The 17,454-nt window shown below is 61.0% G+C and carries 15 protein-coding genes; 9 read left to right on the plus strand and 6 right to left on the minus strand.

Translation table 11 applies throughout. The annotated features are described in order from the left end of the window. Nucleotides 1–37: 37 nt before the first annotated feature. Nucleotides 38–1,312 carry an NAD(P)/FAD-dependent oxidoreductase gene (locus ACYJRZ_RS26865; protein ID WP_459463808.1) on the minus strand — a complete coding sequence of 425 codons (1,275 nt, stop codon included), beginning with the start codon at nt 1,310–1,312 and terminating at the stop codon, nt 38–40. A gap of 14 nt (nt 1,313–1,326) precedes the next feature. Continuing rightward, on the minus strand, nt 1,327–1,995 hold the full coding sequence (locus ACYJRZ_RS26870) for a haloacid dehalogenase type II (protein ID WP_459463809.1): 669 nt from the start codon (nt 1,993–1,995) through the stop codon (nt 1,327–1,329). 323 nt (nt 1,996–2,318) lie between these two features. Between ACYJRZ_RS26870 and ACYJRZ_RS26875 the strand changes: the two genes are divergently transcribed. The 7 genes from ACYJRZ_RS26875 to ACYJRZ_RS26905 all read left to right on the plus strand — a co-directional run bounded on the left by ACYJRZ_RS26875 (nt 2,319) and on the right by ACYJRZ_RS26905 (nt 10,720). Next, the gene (locus tag ACYJRZ_RS26875; RefSeq protein WP_459463810.1) at nt 2,319–3,158 is read left to right on the plus strand and encodes a GNAT family N-acetyltransferase; all 840 of its coding nucleotides are present in this window, start codon (nt 2,319–2,321) and stop codon (nt 3,156–3,158) included. A 13-nt stretch (nt 3,159–3,171) separates the two neighbouring features. After that, nucleotides 3,172–4,548 (plus strand): aminotransferase class III-fold pyridoxal phosphate-dependent enzyme, encoded by a 1,377-nt coding sequence (locus ACYJRZ_RS26880; RefSeq protein ID WP_459463811.1) that lies wholly within the window; start codon nt 3,172–3,174, stop codon nt 4,546–4,548. A 229-nt stretch (nt 4,549–4,777) separates the two neighbouring features. After that, a complete protein-coding gene (locus tag ACYJRZ_RS26885; protein WP_459463812.1) occupies nt 4,778–5,494 on the plus strand; it encodes an HAD-IA family hydrolase in 717 nt (238 codons plus the stop codon). A gap of 63 nt (nt 5,495–5,557) precedes the next feature. After that, a complete protein-coding gene (locus tag ACYJRZ_RS26890; protein ID WP_459463813.1) occupies nt 5,558–7,168 on the plus strand; it encodes an ABC transporter substrate-binding protein in 1,611 nt (536 codons plus the stop codon). 95 nt (nt 7,169–7,263) lie between these two features. Beyond that, nucleotides 7,264–8,214: an ABC transporter permease gene (locus ACYJRZ_RS26895; protein WP_459463814.1), complete on the plus strand. Its 951-nt coding sequence runs from the start codon at nt 7,264–7,266 to the stop codon at nt 8,212–8,214. Continuing rightward, nucleotides 8,211–9,062 (plus strand): ABC transporter permease, encoded by an 852-nt coding sequence (locus ACYJRZ_RS26900; RefSeq protein WP_459463815.1) that lies wholly within the window; start codon nt 8,211–8,213, stop codon nt 9,060–9,062. Before ACYJRZ_RS26895 ends, ACYJRZ_RS26900 begins: the two co-directional genes overlap by 4 nt. A gap of 2 nt (nt 9,063–9,064) precedes the next feature. Further along, nucleotides 9,065–10,720 (plus strand): ABC transporter ATP-binding protein, encoded by a 1,656-nt coding sequence (locus ACYJRZ_RS26905; RefSeq protein WP_459463816.1) that lies wholly within the window; start codon nt 9,065–9,067, stop codon nt 10,718–10,720. A 30-nt stretch (nt 10,721–10,750) separates the two neighbouring features. On the opposite strand, the gene ACYJRZ_RS26910 is transcribed toward ACYJRZ_RS26905, so the two are convergent. After that, entirely contained in the window at nt 10,751–11,227 is a 477-nt protein-coding gene (locus tag ACYJRZ_RS26910) for an Lrp/AsnC family transcriptional regulator (RefSeq protein WP_112398821.1), read from the minus strand. A gap of 225 nt (nt 11,228–11,452) precedes the next feature. On the opposite strand from ACYJRZ_RS26910, the gene ACYJRZ_RS26915 reads away from it, so the two are divergent. Both ACYJRZ_RS26915 and ACYJRZ_RS26920 read left to right on the plus strand, forming a co-directional pair. After that, complete coding sequence (locus ACYJRZ_RS26915; protein WP_459463817.1) at nt 11,453–12,778, plus strand: NAD(P)/FAD-dependent oxidoreductase; 1,326 nt, start codon at nt 11,453–11,455, stop codon at nt 12,776–12,778. A gap of 59 nt (nt 12,779–12,837) precedes the next feature. Next, a complete protein-coding gene (locus tag ACYJRZ_RS26920) occupies nt 12,838–13,746 on the plus strand; it encodes a LysR family transcriptional regulator (protein WP_459463818.1) in 909 nt (302 codons plus the stop codon). Between the two features lie 31 nt (nt 13,747–13,777). Here ACYJRZ_RS26920 and ACYJRZ_RS26925 read toward each other — a convergent pair whose 3' ends face one another. The 3 genes from ACYJRZ_RS26925 to ACYJRZ_RS26935 are packed head-to-tail and all read right to left on the minus strand — an operon-like array spanning nt 13,778 to nt 17,450. Next, nucleotides 13,778–15,145, minus strand: coding sequence for an FAD/NAD(P)-dependent oxidoreductase (locus ACYJRZ_RS26925; protein WP_459463819.1), 1,368 nt, complete (start codon nt 15,143–15,145; stop codon nt 13,778–13,780). Then, a complete protein-coding gene (locus tag ACYJRZ_RS26930; RefSeq protein WP_459463820.1) occupies nt 15,142–15,465 on the minus strand; it encodes a (2Fe-2S)-binding protein in 324 nt (107 codons plus the stop codon). Before ACYJRZ_RS26930 ends, ACYJRZ_RS26925 begins: the two co-directional genes overlap by 4 nt. Further along, nucleotides 15,462–17,450 carry a hydantoinase B/oxoprolinase family protein gene (locus ACYJRZ_RS26935; protein ID WP_459463821.1) on the minus strand — a complete coding sequence of 663 codons (1,989 nt, stop codon included), beginning with the start codon at nt 17,448–17,450 and terminating at the stop codon, nt 15,462–15,464. Before ACYJRZ_RS26935 ends, ACYJRZ_RS26930 begins: the two co-directional genes overlap by 4 nt. Nucleotides 17,451–17,454: the final 4 nt, after the last annotated feature.

Genomic DNA, 17,454 nt, shown 5'->3' on the forward strand with positions numbered 1-17,454 from the left:
TGCTGCTGATTTCGTTGCGGCCCGCCGCCTGCTTATATCACTGAAATCTGTCGAGCGTTTTGTAATACAGACCGACCAAGGGCAGAAACCAGGGTTTGCCGAAATGGCCGGGAACGGCCGGCCAATCGAGTCCCTTGAGCGGATTGCGGTCGGGTCTTCCGAGAATCGCATCCGCAATGGTCATCCCAAGATGCGTGGAAAGCTGCGCGCCGTGGCCTGAATAGCCCATGGCGTACCAGATACCGTCATGATAGCCGGCACGCGGATAGCGGTCCTTGGTGATATCGACGAGACCGCCCCAGCAATAGTCGATCTCAACCTCGGCGAGCTGGGGGAATATGCGGGCGAGGCTTTCGCGCAATATCGCGCCGCTCCTGGCGTCGGAACGCTGGTCCGATGTTGCGGAGAAGCGGGCCCGCCCTCCGAAGATCAGCCGGTTATCCGGTGACAGGCGCCAGTAGTTGCCGATGTTCATCGTGTTCACGCAGGTGCGATTGCCGGGCATTGCCGAGGCTACTTCCACATCCGTCAAGGGCCGGGTCGCGACGATGAAACTGCCGACCGCCATGATGCGACGGCGGAAGTAACCGAAATTGGCTGTCGTATAGGCGCCGGTTGCGATCATGACCTGGTCTGCCGTGACGGTGCCTCTGCTGGTCTTCAGCACGTGCCTGCCGCCGGAATGGCTACGCTCCATCACGGCAGCGCCTTCCACGATGACCGCTCCGCGTCGCTTGGCAGCCTCTGCCAATCCGGCGACATAGCGGCCCATATGCATCATGGCGCTCTTCTTCGACAGCATCGCGCCATGAAACGGCGAACCGATCTCATTCTTGAGATCGGCGGCGGACAGCAGCGCGGTATCGGGATCGACCTCGGCATGCACCGCTTCGAAATTCCTGGCCAGGCCTTCGAAATGCTGCGGCTTGGAGGCAAGCTTCAGCTTGCCCGCGCGGCGGAAATTGCAGTCGATCCCCTCTTCCGCAATAATCGCTTCAAGCGTGTCGATCGAAGCGTCCAGCGCGTGATAGAGGGCGATCGCCCGCTCCTTGCCCAATTCCGCCTTTGCCGCAATGTAGCTATGCGCCAGGCCGTTGTTCAGATGACCTCCATTGCGACCGGACGCGCCGTAGCCGACGGTCTCGGCCTCCAGGACAAGGACCTTCGCGCCCGCCATGGCAAGCTGCCGGGCAGCGCCGAGCCCGGTGAAGCCGCCGCCCACGACGACGACGTCATAATGCCCTTCGACCGGGCCGCCAGCCGCTCCCGCAAATCGGGGCGCCGTGTCATGCCAATAAGAAGAATATTTCATCTGGCTGCCCCTTCTCAGAGCCCCACGACGCCGGGCAGACCGGAAATATCGGCGATTTCGACATAGCCGTAATAGGGATTGGCTGGCTCATGACCACGGTTGACCCAGACCTTGTTCTTGATGCCGAGATCATGAGCCGACATGAGATCGTAGCGGAAGGAAGACGAGCAGTGCAGGATGTCTTCCGGGCCACAACCAAGCATGTCGAACATGTATTCAAAGGCCTGGAAGCGTGGCTTATAGGCATTGGCCTGCTCAGCCGTATAGACGGCGTGGAAGGGCGCACCGAGCTTTGCGACGTTTGACATGATCTGGCTATTCATCGCGTTCGACAGGATGACGAGCGGAATTTCCTTCGCCACCTTGGCGAGGCCCGCCGGAACGTCGGCATGCGGCCCCCAGGTGGGAACGCGCTCATAAACCATCCTGGCATCTTCCTCTTTGAAGGCAACGCCATTGCGCTTGCACGTCCGCTCGAGCGAATTATGCACCACCTCCGCATAAGGCTTCCAGTCACCCATGATCTCGTCGAGCCGGTAAGCGGCGAAATTCCTGATGAACTGCAACATCGCCGGCTCATCGAGACGATCGCCATAGAGGTCCCGGGCAGCTTCCGCCATCTGGAAATTGGTCAGCGTGCCGTAGCAGTCGAAGGTGATATATTTCGGCCGGAAGGTGGTCATGCGCTTCGTCCTTACGTGCTGCCCCTCGAGGCGATTGGTGGAGAACACGATAATAGGATTGCTTTCGGCACCGGAGCCTACTGATTTTGCGAGGTTCGGAGCAGAAAGTTTCGTATAGCGGCGCTCGTTTGGCATTTGCTTGCAAGAACGGCCGATAAGGACGCCTCGCACCTCCGCTTTCGCAACCGCCGTTAGCGAGGTAACGGCATAAGATGCGGCAAGGGCGAGCCGCAACGGCGAAAGATACCGTCCAGGGCATCGCCTTCAGATAATCTTCCGGCTGCGACGCTCCGACACTTGGACAAAGAAATGCGAGGAGCGTCATGCAGGAGCGACAGATAGAAATCAGGCCTTTCGGTCCCGACCATTTGGATGCTGCCGTCCGCCTGTCGCAGGAGGCCGGCTGGCCTCATCGCCTGGAGGACTGGAAAGTCGCCCTCGCCCTGAGCAAAGGTGTCGTTGCGATCGCCGCTGATGACGAGGTCGTCGGTACCACGTTCCTGACGCCTTATGAGACCGACTGCGCGACGATCAACATGGTGATCGTCGCTGCAAGCATGCGCGGCCGCGGGCTGGGGCGGCGCCTCATGGAGGCCGCTTTGGCTCTCGCGGATAGCCGCCCCCTGCGCCTCATCGCGACCGCCGATGGCCTACCCCTCTATGAAAAGCTGGGATTTCGCCAGACCGGCGCCGTCGTTCAGCACCAGGGCCTTGTCGCGGCCGTTGCGAAGCCGGCAAACACCGAAGCGGCGACCAAGGCCGATATCCCGGCAATCACAGCGCTCGACCGCGAGGCTTTCGGCGCCGACCGCTCCGCTCTCATTACGCGGTTTGCCGATCTGGGTGAATTCGCCATCATCCGCCGCGACGGCAAAGTCGCCGCCTTCGCCTGCCTTCGTCCCTTCGGCCGAGGCGAGGTCGTGGGGCCGGTCGTCGCCCCAGACATCGAAGACGCGAAATCGCTCCTGTCCCACTTCATGAGCCGGAAAGCGGGTGCCTTCCTGCGCGTCGACACCGGCGCGGAAACCGGTCTTGCACCGTGGCTCGCCAGCCATTCGCTTGTCCATGTCGGTGGCGGCATCACCATGGCGAACCCCGTTATCAAGCGCAGCAATTCCTCGACAATCGTTACTTTCGCCCTCGCCAACCAGGCGCTCGGCTGATCCGGAGAAGACCATGTACAGCAATTCCCTCATCGAGCTCGATCGTGCCCATCTGGTGCATCCGGTCGCCTCCTATCGCGGCCATGAGCAGCAGGGCGTGCGGGTGCTTTCATCCGCCAAGGGAGCGACGATCACCGATGCTCAAGGCCGCCAGTTGATCGATGGCTTCGCGGGTCTTTGGTGCGTCAACGCCGGCTACGGTCACGAAACGATCGTGGAGGCGGCGGCTCGCCAGATGCGCGAGCTTCCCTATGCGACGGCCTATTTCGGCCTCGGCAGTGAATCGGCCATCCGCCTTGCCGCCGAGCTCGCCGAACGCGCCCCCGGCGACCTCAACCACATCTATTTCACGCTGGGCGGCTCGGACGCCATCGACAGTACCGTCCGCTTCATCCGGTACTACTGGTTCGCGCGCGGCCGACCGCAGCGCGATCAGTTCATCTCGATCGAGCAGGGCTATCACGGCTCTTCGACGGTCGGCGCCGGGCTGACCGCCCTGCCCAGCTTCCATGCCGGCTTCGGCGTTCCCCTCGACTGGCAGCACAAAATTCCGTCGCCCTATCCTTATCGCAATCCCGTCGGGCAGGATGCGAACGCCATCATCGAAGCGTCTCTCGCCGCACTCAGGGCGAAGGTCGAGGCGATTGGCGCAGACCGGGTCGCCGCCTTCTACGCCGAGCCGATCCAGGGCTCGGGCGGGGTAATCGTCCCGCCGAAGGGCTGGATGAAGGCCATGCGGGAGCTCTGCAAGGAGCTCGACATTCTCTTCGTCGCCGACGAAGTGATTACCGGCTTCGGCCGGACAGGCCCGCTCTTTGCCTGTTCCGAAGACGAGATCGTTCCCGATTTCATAACAACGGCAAAGGGGCTCACCTCCGGCTACGTTCCGATGGGCGCCGTCTTCATGGCAGATCATGTCTACCAGGTCATTGCCGACGGAGCGGGAGCCTCTGCCGTGGGTCACGGCTACACCTATTCCGCGCACCCCGTCAGCGCGGCCGTCGGGCTGGAAGTCTTGAAACTCTACGAAGGCGGACTGCTCGAAAACGGCAAAAAGGCCGGCACGAGGCTGATGGCCGGCCTCGAGAGCCTGAGAGATCATCCCCTGGTGGGCGATGTCCGCGGGCGCGGCATGCTGGCAGCGATCGAGCTGGTCGTGGACAAGGCCGCGAAAACGCCGCTGCCGGCGGAAGCCCAACCATCACGCCGCATCTTCGACCGGGCTTGGGAAAACGGCCTGGTAGTCCGCGCCTTCGCCAATGGAGTGCTGGGGTACGCTCCGCCGCTTTGCTGCACGGACGCCGAGATCGACGCAATCATCGAACGAACGGAAAGGACGCTTGATCAGACGCTCGAAGATCCCGACGTCCGTCGGGCGCTCAAGGACTGAACCGGCCGAGGGCCAGGATCGATATACCGCGTGCAGGCGTTTTTCAGAATTTTGTGCCGCATCGCTGGTCCGATTCGGCGCAAACGGCGCGGTCGAAGTGCCAAACTTATTCTTAATGAAGGTCCATCCCGGCAAATTCGGGCGCGTCAGAAAACAAGTGGACCTGGGAACAGCATAATCTTCCGCAAGGCCGGCACCCGGTGCCGCAGCAAATAGACTGGGGTAAGACATGACCAAGTCATTGGCAGAATTCAAATATATGAGCTTCGACGTTGTCGGAACGCTGATCGACTTCGAAGGCGGCCTGAAAACCTGCCTCAATGAAATTGCGGCCGAAACGAAGGTGACGATCGATGGCGAGGAGGCGCTGGCGCTCTATCGCGCCGCGCGCTACGCCGACGATGCCGATCTGTTTCCAGACGATCTCGTTCGTGTCTATCTCGCCATCGCCCCAAAACTCGGTTTGCCGGCCGAAGAGGCCTATGGTCGGCGCCTACGCGATTCCGCCAGGCAGTGGAAAGCCTTTCCCGATAGTGCCGAAGCCCTGGCGCAGCTGGCCGGCAAATATCGGCTGATCGCCATGACGAACGCCCGTCGCTGGGCCTTCGAACATTTCTCGGCGGAACTGGGGCATCCGTTCCACGCTGCCTTCACCGCCGACGATACCGGCACCGAAAAGCCCGATCCGGCCTTCTTTCACAAGGTCTTCGACTTCGTAGCCGGCGAGAATGCCAGCAAGAACGACATTCTCCATGTGGCGCAGAGCCAGTACCACGATATCGGCGTATCCCGCCAATTGGGGATGACGAATTGCTGGATCCAGCGCCGTCACGCGCAGGCCGGATATGGCGGCACGATCGAACCGGCCGAATTCACTACGCCGGACTACCACTTCAAATCCATGGCCGAGCTTGCAGAAGCCGTGAGGGCGCTGGAGGCGGCCTGACCAGCCGTCATCATCGCCGCATCCAATAAAAAGCAGACTGCCAACCAGAAAAAGGGGAATGACATGAACGACAAGATCATGAACTGGACTGCCTCGGATGACGCGATGGTCGAGAACGCCATTCGTCGAGGCGCCACCCGCCGCGAACTTCTCACCATGCTTCTGGCAGGCGGTGTCGCCATGTCGGCGGGCGGTCTGGTGCTCGGCCGAGCATCGAATGCCGTCGCGGCTACACCCAAATCCGGCGGCAATCTGAAAGCAGCCGGCTGGTCTTCCTCAACCGCCGATACGCTCGACCCTGCCAAGGCATCGCTGTCGACGGATTATGTGCGCTGTTGCTCGCTCTACAATCGCCTGTCCTTCATCGATAAAGCCGGCGTGACCCAGATGGAGCTCGCCGAAAGCATCGAAAGCAAGGACGCCAAGACCTGGACGGTCAAGCTGCGCAAGGGCGTGACATTCCACGACGGCAAGGAGCTGACGGCTGATGACGTCGTCTTCTCACTCAAACGCCATCTCGATCCCGGTGTCGGCTCGAAAGTCGCCAAGATCGCCGCGCAGATGACCGGCTTCAAGGCTGTCGACAAGTCGACGGTCGAAATCACGCTCGCCGACCCGAATGCCGACCTGCCGACCATTCTCGCCCTGCATCACTTCATGATCGTCGCCAACGGTACAACAGACTTCTCCAAGGGCAATGGCACCGGCGCCTTCGTTCTCCAAACCTTCGACCCGGGCAATCGCTCGGTCGTGGTGAAGAACAAGAACTACTGGAAGTCCGGCCAGCCCTATCTCGACTCGTTCGAATTCTTTGCGATCAGCGATGATAATGCCCGCGTCAATGCGCTCCTTTCGGGCGACATCCACTACGCCGCGTCAATCAATCCGCGCGCCATGAAGCTCATCGACGGGCAGTCAGGCTTTACGTTGTCGAAGACGACCAGCGGCAATTATACCAATCTGAACATGCGCCTCGACATGACGCCGGGCAACAAGAAGGACTTCGTCGATGGCATGAAGTCGCTCGTCAATCGCGAGCAGATCGTCAAGTCGGCCCTGCGCGGCCTTGGCGAAGTTGCCAATGATCAGCCCGTTTCCCCCGCCAATATCTATCACAACAACGATCTGAAGCCGAAGGCCTTCGATCCGGACAAGGCGAAGTTCCATTTCCAGAAGGCCGGGGTACTCGGACAATCCATCCCGGTGATCGCCTCGGACGCTGCAACCTCGTCGATCGACATGGCGATGATCATTCAGGCTGCCGGCGCCAATATCGGCATGAAGCTCGATGTTCAGCGCGTCCCCTCCGACGGCTATTGGGATAATTATTGGCTGAAGGCGCCGATCCATTTCGGCAACATAAATCCGCGCCCGACGCCCGACATCTTGTTCTCGCTCCTCTATGCCTCGAACGCGCCCTGGAATGAAAGCCAGTACAAATCGGAAAAATTCGACAAGATGCTCATCGAAGCGCGCGGCTTGCTGGATCAGGCCAAGCGCAAGCAGATCTATGCCGAAATGCAGGTGATGATCGCTGAAGAAGCCGGTACCATCATCCCGGCCTATATCTCGAACGTAGACGCGCTCTCGAGCAAGGTGCACGGATTGGAAGCCAACCCGCTCGGTGGCATGATGGGTTATGCAATGGCGGAGTATCTGTGGCTCGATGCCTAGCGGCCGCTGAACTTCCCCGGGCGGCGCGAAGTCGTCCGGGGACCTCCGTCTCGCGAACGCCGTTCGTTTCGTAGATCGCCGTAGGAGCATTGCCTTTGAGATCCGAGGTCTCCATTCTTGTCCTAAACCGGCTCGTCATCGCGCTCATCACCTTGCTGATCGTGTCATTCGCCGTCTTCTTCGCAACGAGCATGCTGCCGGGAGACACCGCCTCCATTCTGCTCGGTCAGGCAGCGACGCCGGAAGCGGTTGCCGGCCTGCGCAAGGCAATGCATCTCGATGAGCCTGCGATTCTGCGGTTTCTGGAATGGCTCCTGGGCCTGATGAAGGGCGATCTCGGTATTTCTTATGCTAACAATATGCCTGTCGCGGAGCTGATCGGCCGCCGGCTGGTTGCGACGCTGGAGCTTGCCGCCATCACGACGCTCGTCTCGGTCCCGCTTGCACTCCTGCTCGGCATTACTTCCGCCATGCTGCGCGGCTCCTATTATGATCGAATTGTCACGATCGTCTCCATCGGCGTCATATCGGTACCTGAATTCATGGTCGCAACGCTTGCAGTGCTGTTATTCGCCGTCTATCTGCGCTGGCTGCCGGCGCTCTCCTCCGTCAACGAGGCGCATACGGTCTTCGATCTCCTGAAGATCTACGCCATGCCTGTCATCACGCTCACCTTTGTCATCTCAGCCCAGATGATCCGCATGACCAGAGCGGCTCTGATTGAGACGCTGAAGATGCCCTATGTGGAAATGGCCCTTCTCAAGGGCGCCTCGCGCGGCCGCATGGTATTCAGGCACGCATTGCCCAATGCGCTGGGGCCAATCGTCAACGCAGTCGCGCTGTCGCTCTCCTATCTCGTTGGCGGCGTGATCATCGTCGAGACCATCTTCAATTATCCGGGCATCGCCAAATTGATGGTAGACGCCGTCGCGACCCGCGATCTCCCCCTCATCCAGAGTTGCGCGATGATCTTCTGCCTTGGTTATCTCCTGCTGATCACCATGGCCGATATCGTCGCAATCCTCTCAAATCCGAGGTTGCGATGACCACGAACAGCTTGGCTTCCCATACCCCTTCCCTTCTTGGCTACAATGTCAGCCTTGTGGGCATCGTGGCTTTTGCCATCATCCTTGGCTGGACGATCGTCGCCCTGTTCGCGCCCTATATCATCCCCTATTCAGTCGGCGATATCGTCGATACCGACTATTTCGGCCCTATAAGCCAGCAATTATGGCTCGGCTCGGACTATCTCGGCCGTGACATGTTCTCGCGCGTTCTGATGGGCGCGCGCTATACCGTCGGCATCTCACTGGCCGCCGTGGCACTCTGCTGCTTTTGCGGCGTGACGCTGGGCATGATCGCCGCGGTTATTGGTGGATGGTTCGACACGATCCTGAGCCGGTTTCTCGATGCTTTGAATTCGATTCCAAGCAAGCTTTTCGGTTTGGTCGTTGTTGCTGCCGTCGGCTCGTCCATTCCGGTGCTGATCATCACGCTCGCCGTCATCTATACGCCCGGCGCCTATCGCTTTGCCCGCGCGCTCGCAGTCAATATCAACACGATGGATTTCATCACGGTTGCCCGCACCCGCGGCGAGCGGGTCGGCTACATCATCGGTTCGGAAATCCTGCCGAACATCATCCGTCCGGTTCTGGCGGATTTCGGCCTGCGCTTCGTCTTCGTCGTTCTCCTCTTGTCCGGTCTGTCCTTTCTCGGCCTCGGCCTGCAGCCGCCTTATGCCGACTGGGGAGCCCTGGTTCGTGAAAACATCGGCGGCCTGCCCTTCGCAGCACCCGCGGTGATCGTGCCTTCCTTCGCCATTGCCAGCCTCACCATCAGCGTCAACCTGCTGATCGACAACCTGCCGCGCAAGATCAGGGACAGGAGCGCATGACGATGGCCAATCTGGTTGAAATCAGAAATCTGAGGGTCGAAGCCAAGACCGACTCCGGTCGCGTCGTTGAGATCATCAAGGGCGTAAGCTTCGACATTGCCAAAGGCGAAATCGTTGCTCTCATCGGCGAAAGCGGCTCCGGCAAGACGACGATTGCGCTGACGCTCATGGGGCATGCGCGCGAGGGCTGTCGCATCTCCGGCGGTACGATCCAGGTCGATGGACAGGACATGGCCGCCCTTTCCGAAAACGAACGCTCAAAGGTCCGCGGCACAACGGTCGCCTATATTCCGCAAAGTGCGGCGGCCGCTTTTAACCCGGCGACGAAGATCATGGAGCAGGTGATCGAGGTCACTCGCATTCACCGGCTGATGCCGCCCGAACAGGCGCGCCGGCGTGCGATAGAGCTCTTCCGTGCGTTATCGCTTCCGAACCCGGAAACAATCGGCGAACGATATCCGCATCAGGTCTCGGGAGGCCAGTTGCAGCGGTTGGCCGCCGCTATGGCTCTGATCGGCGAACCGAAGCTTGTCATTTTCGATGAGCCGACGACCGCACTCGACGTGACGACGCAGATCGATGTGCTGAAGGCGTTCAAGTCCGTCATCCGCACCGGCGACATTGCCGGCGTCTATGTTTCACATGATCTGGCAGTCGTCGCACAGATCGCCGATCGGATTGCCGTGCTCAAGGGCGGTGAAATCCAGGAGCTAGCGAAAACCGAGGCGGTCCTCACACGGCCGAGCCATCCCTATACGCGCGAGCTGCTGGCCGCCTTCGAGCCGAAGCAGGTTGCTCGCGACAGCAACACAAGCGGAGCGACTGCATCCGTGCTTAGGATCGACAATCTGGTGGCGGGCTATGGCGATATGCAGCCCAACGGCCTTCCGGCGGTTTGCGCGGTTCAATCCGTGAGCCTTGCGGTGGAGAAAGGCAGAAATCTCGGCATTATTGGTGAGTCCGGATGTGGAAAATCCACACTGGCGCGCGCAATCGCCGGCATATTGCCTGCAGTGTCAGGCACCATCGGCTTCAACGGGAGCGAGATGAACCGCGCCGCAAAGTTGCGCACGCGCGACCAGTTGCGGGAAATGCAGATCGTCTTTCAATATGCCGACACCGCACTCAATCCGGCAAAATCGATCGCCGATATTCTCGAAAGGCCCCTGGCTTTCTATCATGGGATGGACCGCAGAGCCCGAGCGGCCAGGGTCGACGAATTGCTCGATATGGTGCGATTGCCGCGAGCGCTTCGCTATCGCTATCCGTCGGAACTGTCAGGGGGACAGAAGCAGCGCGTGAATTTTGCGCGCGCGCTCGCAGCCGAGCCGCGCCTGATCATTTGCGATGAAATCACATCCGCGCTCGACACGGTGGTTGCAGCGGCGATTATTGATCTGCTTAAGGAACTGCAGCGTGAACTGCATCTATCCTACATCTTCATCAGCCACGATCTGTCGGTGGTCGAAGCGATCTGCGACGAGATCGTCGTAATGTATGGTGGCAAGAAAGTTGAGCAGATCACGCGCGAGGCCGCCGATGCGCCTCGCCATCCCTATTCCCAGCTGCTGTTCGGATCTGTTCCCAAGCTTGATCCGACTTGGCTCGACAATCTCGTTCAGGACCCGGAGCTCAAGCGCGAGTATGGCCACGGCTAGCCGGGCACAGCCCGAAAATGCCATTGGACGCTACATGGGAAACAGGCTGGTCAAGGGCATGTGCGCCTTGACGATCGGCGACTTGAGCACCACGAAGCTGAAATACTTGTCGATGCCGATATCCAGGTCCGTCAGGCGCTCCATGATCGTCTGATATTCTCCGATACCAGCCGTCACGAACTTCAGCATATAATCATAGCCGCCTGAAACGAGGTGGCATTCGATGACCTGATCGACCTTCTCCACTGCCGAAAGAAAACGCGCGAAGTCGATCTGCCGGTGGTTCTTGAGCGTGACTTCCGTAAAGACCGTCAGCGTCTGGCCCAGTTTGCCGATATTGATCTGGGCAGAATATCCCTCGATATAGCCTTCCTGCTGCAGCTTTTTGACCCGCATCAGACAGGGACTCGGCGATAGATTGACCAGCTCCGCCAATTCGACATTGGTGATGCGGCCGTTCTTCTGAAGTTCGTACAGGATCTTGACGTCGATACGGTCGAGCTTCATCGGCAAATCTTTCCCTTATATCGCGGCATTTTATGCTGCAAGGTTTTCAAGATTGAGCATAACACCATGCTCTATCTTGTCTATTTCATTCTGCATGAATCCACCCGGCACAATCAGCCGCCTGGTTCCCCATGAGCAGAATCTTATGCTGCATGGCGCGGTTGTGCGGCAGCTTCATGTCCCATCATTTCGCTATGCTGTCGGTTCGATAGGAGACCCGCATCCATGCCCGCACCGCTCACCCTTGTCGAAAACTCTCCCGAATTGCCGACGTCAGCCGATGTCGTCGTCATCGGGGCTGGGATTGTCGGCGTTTTTGCCGCGTATTATCTGGCAAAGCGGGGCCTCAAAGTCGTTCTCCTTGAAAAAGGCCGCGTCGGCGCCGAACAATCCAGCCGCAACTGGGGTTGGTGCAGACAACAGAACCGCGATGCCCGCGAGCTGCCGATGGCGACGAAAAGCCTCGAGCTTTGGGATCAATTCGCTGCGGAAACGGGTGAGGACACCGGCTTTCGTCGCTGCGGCCTCCTCTATCTGAGCAATAGCGAGGAAGAGCTTGCCGGATGGGCGCGCTGGCGCGACTTTGCCCGCGGCGTCGGTGTGACCACGCATATGCTCGATAGCATTCAGGCCAGCGAGCGCGGCAGGGCGACCGCTCGCGTCTGGAAGGGCGGCGTCTTTTCCCCGACAGATGGCATCGCCGATCCGGCCAACGCTGCACCGGCGGTCGCTCGCGCCCTGATGAAGTTGGGGGGCTGCCTGCGCCAGAATTGCGCGGCGCGCGGCATAGAAACCGAAGGCGGAAAGCTTTCCGCCGTCGTGACCGAGAAAGGCACGATCAGGACGAGGATTGCCATCCTGTCCGGCGGCGCCTGGGCATCGTCCTTCTGCCGCCAGCTCGGCATACGCTTTCCGCAGGCGTCGATCCGCTCGTCGATCCTTTCGGTCAGCGCCGGCGACGGCGAGCTCCCGGATGCTCTCCATACCGCGCATGTTTCGGTGACGCGCAGAGGTGACGGCGGCCATACGCTCGCGATCAGCGGGCGGGGCCGTGTCGATCCCACGCCGCAGACCCTGCGGTTCGGGGCACAGTTTCTGCCAATGTTCGTTCGCCGATGGCGCGCGCTCTCTCTCGGCGGCTTCGAGGGCTTTCGCAGCGGCCATGAAAACCTGTCGCGCTGGCATCTGGACCAGCCCACGCCGATGGAGCGAATGCGCATCCTCGATCCGGCCATCGATAGAGGCACGATCCAGCTTACCTATGACCGTGCGCGCGAATTGCTGCCTGCCATCGCAAACCGCCGCATCACCGCAAGCTGGGCCGGCTACATCGATTCGACCCCTGACGGCGTGCCCGGTATAGGCGAGATCGCATCCATACCGGGCATCGTGCTGGCCGCCGGTTTCAGTGGCCACGGCTTCGGCATCGGTCCTGGAGCCGGCCACCTGATCGCCGATATCGTCACCGGTGCCACGCCGATAGTTGACCCGAAACCCTATCACCCCGACCGCTTCCTGCAATCCGCATGGGGCAAGGTAGCCGACTTCTGAAATGGGTCGCCCATGCTAGACTTCGCCGGCGACCGAACCAGACCAGATGGATTTTCCTGATGCAGGCCCGTCAGCTCGAAGTCTTCTGCATGCTCATGCGATCCGGAACGGTGACCGGCGCTGCCGCCATGCTCAACATCACGCAGCCGGCGCTGAGCCAGATCCTGCTGCACGCGGAAGACCAGCTGGGGTTCAAACTCTTCAACCGCGTGCGCGGCAAGCTGGTCCCGACGAGGGAGGCCGAAGAACTGTATCCGGAAGCCGAGCGCATCTTTTCCGAGCTCGGAGCGCTTCGGCGCCGAACGACCGACATGCGCTTCGGGCGGACGGGACTGATCAGGATCGCGGCTACGACACCGCCTGCCATGTCGATCGTACCCAAGGCGCTTCTCGCCTTCAGGACGACCTATCCGGATATCGTCGTCCGCTCGCTGATCGCACCACTGATCAACGTCGTCGATATGATCCGCAATGGCGATGCCCCGCTCGGCATCGTGATGAACAACATCGCGCGGCCCGGCATCGACGTCGAAACGCTCGGATATGCCGAACTCATCTGCATCGTGCCGGAGGGGCACCATCTTGCCGCGCGCGACAGCATCACCTTCGCCGATCTTCAGAACGAGACGCTGATTTCCTACCGCGCGGATACCTTCCCCGGCCAGCTGCTTGCCAATGCCGCAGCTTCGGAAAACCAGGCGTTCAATCCCGCGATCGAGATCGACATCTCCATTACCGCCTTGCCTTTTGTCCGCAACGGTTTCGGTGTCGCGATCGTGGATGGTCTGCTGCCGTGGGAACAGTTTCCCGGCCTTGTGCGCCGGCCGCTGCTGCCGCGAAAGACCGTCCCGATCGCGCTGCTGACCAGCCGGGACCGTCCCCTGACGGGCAGCCATCTTACGATGCGCGACTATCTGCGCCAGGCCTGCGCCGGCGTGTTGAAGGATGGCGAAGTAGCGCCGGAGTAAAATCGCGTCGGCATAGTCGAACCGAACTCGGTCACGTGTCGTTTATCCAGGATCCGATCGGCAGCGGACGAGCAGGCGCCTGCTCGCGCAGACGACCGACCTCGCAAACCGGGACTCCCGCACGCTGCGCAATCAATTCGGCGCCGGCGAGCTGACAAAACCGTCCCTGGCATCGTCCCATACCCACACGCGACATTGACTTTACCCGGTTTGCCTCACCTCCGGCATAGTCGACGCCCTCACGCAGATCGCCGGCACTGATGCCTTCGCAGCGGCAGACTATCGTTTCATCGGGAACGGATCGAACCATGCCGGCGGGCCAGGGAAAGGCGCGGGCGATGGCGCGAGCAAAGCGTTCGTAGCGGGCAAGCCGCTGGAGATCCCGTGCCGGATTTGGATAGGGCAATCCCATATCGGCAAGGCAGGCGCTCGCGGCAAGCCGCCCTGCAACTTCTGCGCCATCGGCGCCAAGAATACGCAAGCCGTCACCGGCAAGATAGACGCCATCGGCGGCTCGGCCCATTCGATCCGCCTGCGGCAGCCACTGGGCCCAGCCCGGATCGTAATCGAACCTGCATTGGGCTAGGCCGGCAAGCTGCGTTTCGGCTCTCAGGTGCCAGCCAATGCCGACCAGATCGCATTCGGTATGATGATCGCGCCCACCGGCATCCCGCCAGCGAACGGCCGTCGGGCCACTTTCATCGCTGACGATATCCGTCAGTGTCACGCCTGCGCGATATATCAGGCCGAGTTTCGCCCGCATCGCCAGACCTCGCAGGACCAGAGCCGGCCTTGCCATCATGCCCGGAAGCGCAAGGATCTGGATTCGAACGGAAGAGGTATCGAGAACGGCCGCAACATTCGCACCCGCCTTCAGAAGCTGGACCGCAACGAGGGTCAGCAGCGGCCCGGATCCCGCGAGAATGATCCTTCGCCCCAGAGCGACGCCCTGCGCCTTCAGGGCGATCTGCGCAGCCCCGAGGCTGTAGACGCCGGGTGCCTGCCAGCCCGGCAGCGGTACCAACCGGTCGGTTGCGCCGGTCGCGAGTATCAGCCTGTTATAGGCGAACTCCCGACGACCGGCTGGAGTCAGCACCTGCAGCACATTGGCGGCGAGTGCCATCGCTGAACTTCGAGGATGGTATTCGACCTCCCCGCGAGCGACCATACGATCGAAGAGGGAATGAAGGGCAAGGGCTTTGCCGGCTTCCGATCCATAGAGCTGCTGGGCTGACCGCGTAAAGCCCTCCTGGGGACGGCGATATATCTGGCCGCCGGCCCTCATCCCCTCATCGATGACGACGGGCCGGATACCGGCGGCCACCAGAAGCGCGGCTGCCCGTATGCCCGCCGGACCAGCCCCGATAATCACGGTTGCCTTCCGGTCATTCGTCGTCATGGCCAATCTCCCGGTGCCTGAGTCAGCAGGGACATGCCGCTCGCGACGAGGGTCGAACAGGCGCGCAGGCGGGTTCCATCCTGTTGCCAGACCCAGCAGTCCTGACAGGCGCCCATCAGACAGAAGCCTGCTCGCCCCTCCGGCCCGAATTCGGATTGCCGAAGAACCGGTGAGAATGTCAGCATGGCCGTCAGCACCGTGTCGCCGGCCAGGGCTTCCCGTTCGATCCCGTCAAGCAGGAAGTGGACGGGTTGGCGGCCCTGCTCGGCGAGGCGGACGATGCGCCCCGCGTCTCCAGCCGGACGCACACTTCTGCTCATTCGGCCGCCTCTCTGTTTTCAAGACGAACCTCCGGCATTTCCGGGAACCGGGCGCGAACATCGGCAAAAGCAGCGGCGACGCCCTCATATCCGGCACGCCCCTTCATTCGGCGGAAAATCTCCGTCTTGGTGAAGAACCGCCAATGGATCGGAAGACAGGCGAGAATAGCCGTGAGCAGGTCGTAAGCAGCTGATGTCCACTGCGCCTCGTAGCCTTCACGCTCATCACCGTAGTGAAAGTGGGCCGTTGGACTCGTGCGCGATGCCCTGAGCCGGGACGTTTCGGCTTCGTCGACCTTGCCGTCGCGAATGACCACGCCATAATCGCGCTCGGCCACTTCAACGGAAACATAGCCGCGCTCCACATCCTGCAGCACGCGCCAGTCCTCGCGCTCGAGTGGATTTCCGCGGCCGCCGCCTCCGGCCGAACGGATCTCGAGTACGTCTCCCGGCTGGAGGACGGCAGTATCGATGTTGCCGAGGCGACGAAAGTCCTCGCGCCCGGGGTTCAATACCATATCGGAGAGCCCTGCCGCCTTGCCGCCGAGCAGCCCCCAGGGGCGGAAGAAGCTGCGGTCGCGGTTGCGAGCCGTGATCCGGCTTCCGGGCGCGAACACGCGGAACGCCATTTCGGTCGCAAGGCCTCCACGCCAGCGGCCGGCACCGCCGCTGTCTCTGGCAAGCCCGTATTTGACGAACTCGATCGGCACTTCCGTTTCCGTGATTTCGATGGGCGTATTCTTCAGATAGGCAGCATCGGCGCCCGAACCGTTGGTCCCGTCACGATGCGGCATCCCGCCGCCGCCGCCGACCACCGGATTGACGGCGGCGATCACGCTGCGGCCCGTCCGTTCGTCCGTGGTCATGACGTTGACGATGCAATTGTTGCCGGCCGGCGCGGCGGGCAGCAATTCGGGAACCGCCTGGCAGAAGGCGCCGAAGATCACCGACCGCAAGCGCGCGCAGGTGAGCGAACGCATGCCGACTGCCGCCGGCGGTACCGGATTGAGAACGCTCCCCTGCGGCGCAATGCAGGTAAAGGGGCGCGTCAGGCCGGTGTTGAGCAGGATCTTGGGGTTCAGGGTGTAGAGAATGTAATAGACGCCGACCAGCAGCATGGTGTGGCGCGGATCGCCGCCCGAGGGAACGTTGAGCGACGAGCCGAGCTGCGGATCGGAGCCGGTAAAATCGAGGATCGCCTCATCACCCCTGATCGTCAGCGTCAGCTTCAGGCGGCATGGATTGGCCTCGACGGAATCCTCGTCGGCATAGTCGACGAATTCCCAAGTGCCATCCGGCATTGTCCGCAGGAGATCACGCGCCTGCGCTTCGGCGTGATCGAGAAGCGCGTCTGCGCCTTCCAGAAATGCCTGCTTGCCGAATTTCTCGACCATGGCAAGTATCTTGCGCTCACCGGTGTTCAGCGCCCCGACGAGCGCCTTGATGTCGCCGATGTTGAGGTCTGGTTTACGCACATTCGTGGTCATGATTTTCAGGATGTCTTCGTCGAAGATACCTTCATTGACCAGCTTCATCGGCGGGAAGCGAATGCCTTCCTGATGGATCTCCGTCAACGCGCGCGACAGGGAGGCCGGCACGGCGCCGCCCATGTCGGTATTGTGGATATGCCCGCCGGTCCAGGCGATGATCTCGCCCTCGTAAAAAACCGGCTTCCAGAGGTGCGTATCGGGCGCGTGCGTGGCCACGAAGCAGGAGTAGGGATCATTGGTAAAAGCAACGTCGCCCGGCTTGTAGTCCCCGATCATTTCGATGGCCCGGGTATAGGTAAGTCCCGGATACCATGTCGCGCCGAGGCCCATCGGCACGCCGAAGGTTTCGCCCTTGCGATTGATCAGCATGACGGTGAAATCCTCCGTCTCCTTGACGAAGGCCGAATGGGCCGTCCGCTGCAGCGTATAGGCCATGTTTTCGGCGGCAGCCCTGGTATGGTTGGCAAACACTTGAAGGTTCGAACGGTCGAACATGGGC

The organism is Rhizobium sp. No.120, from assembly GCF_054558365.1.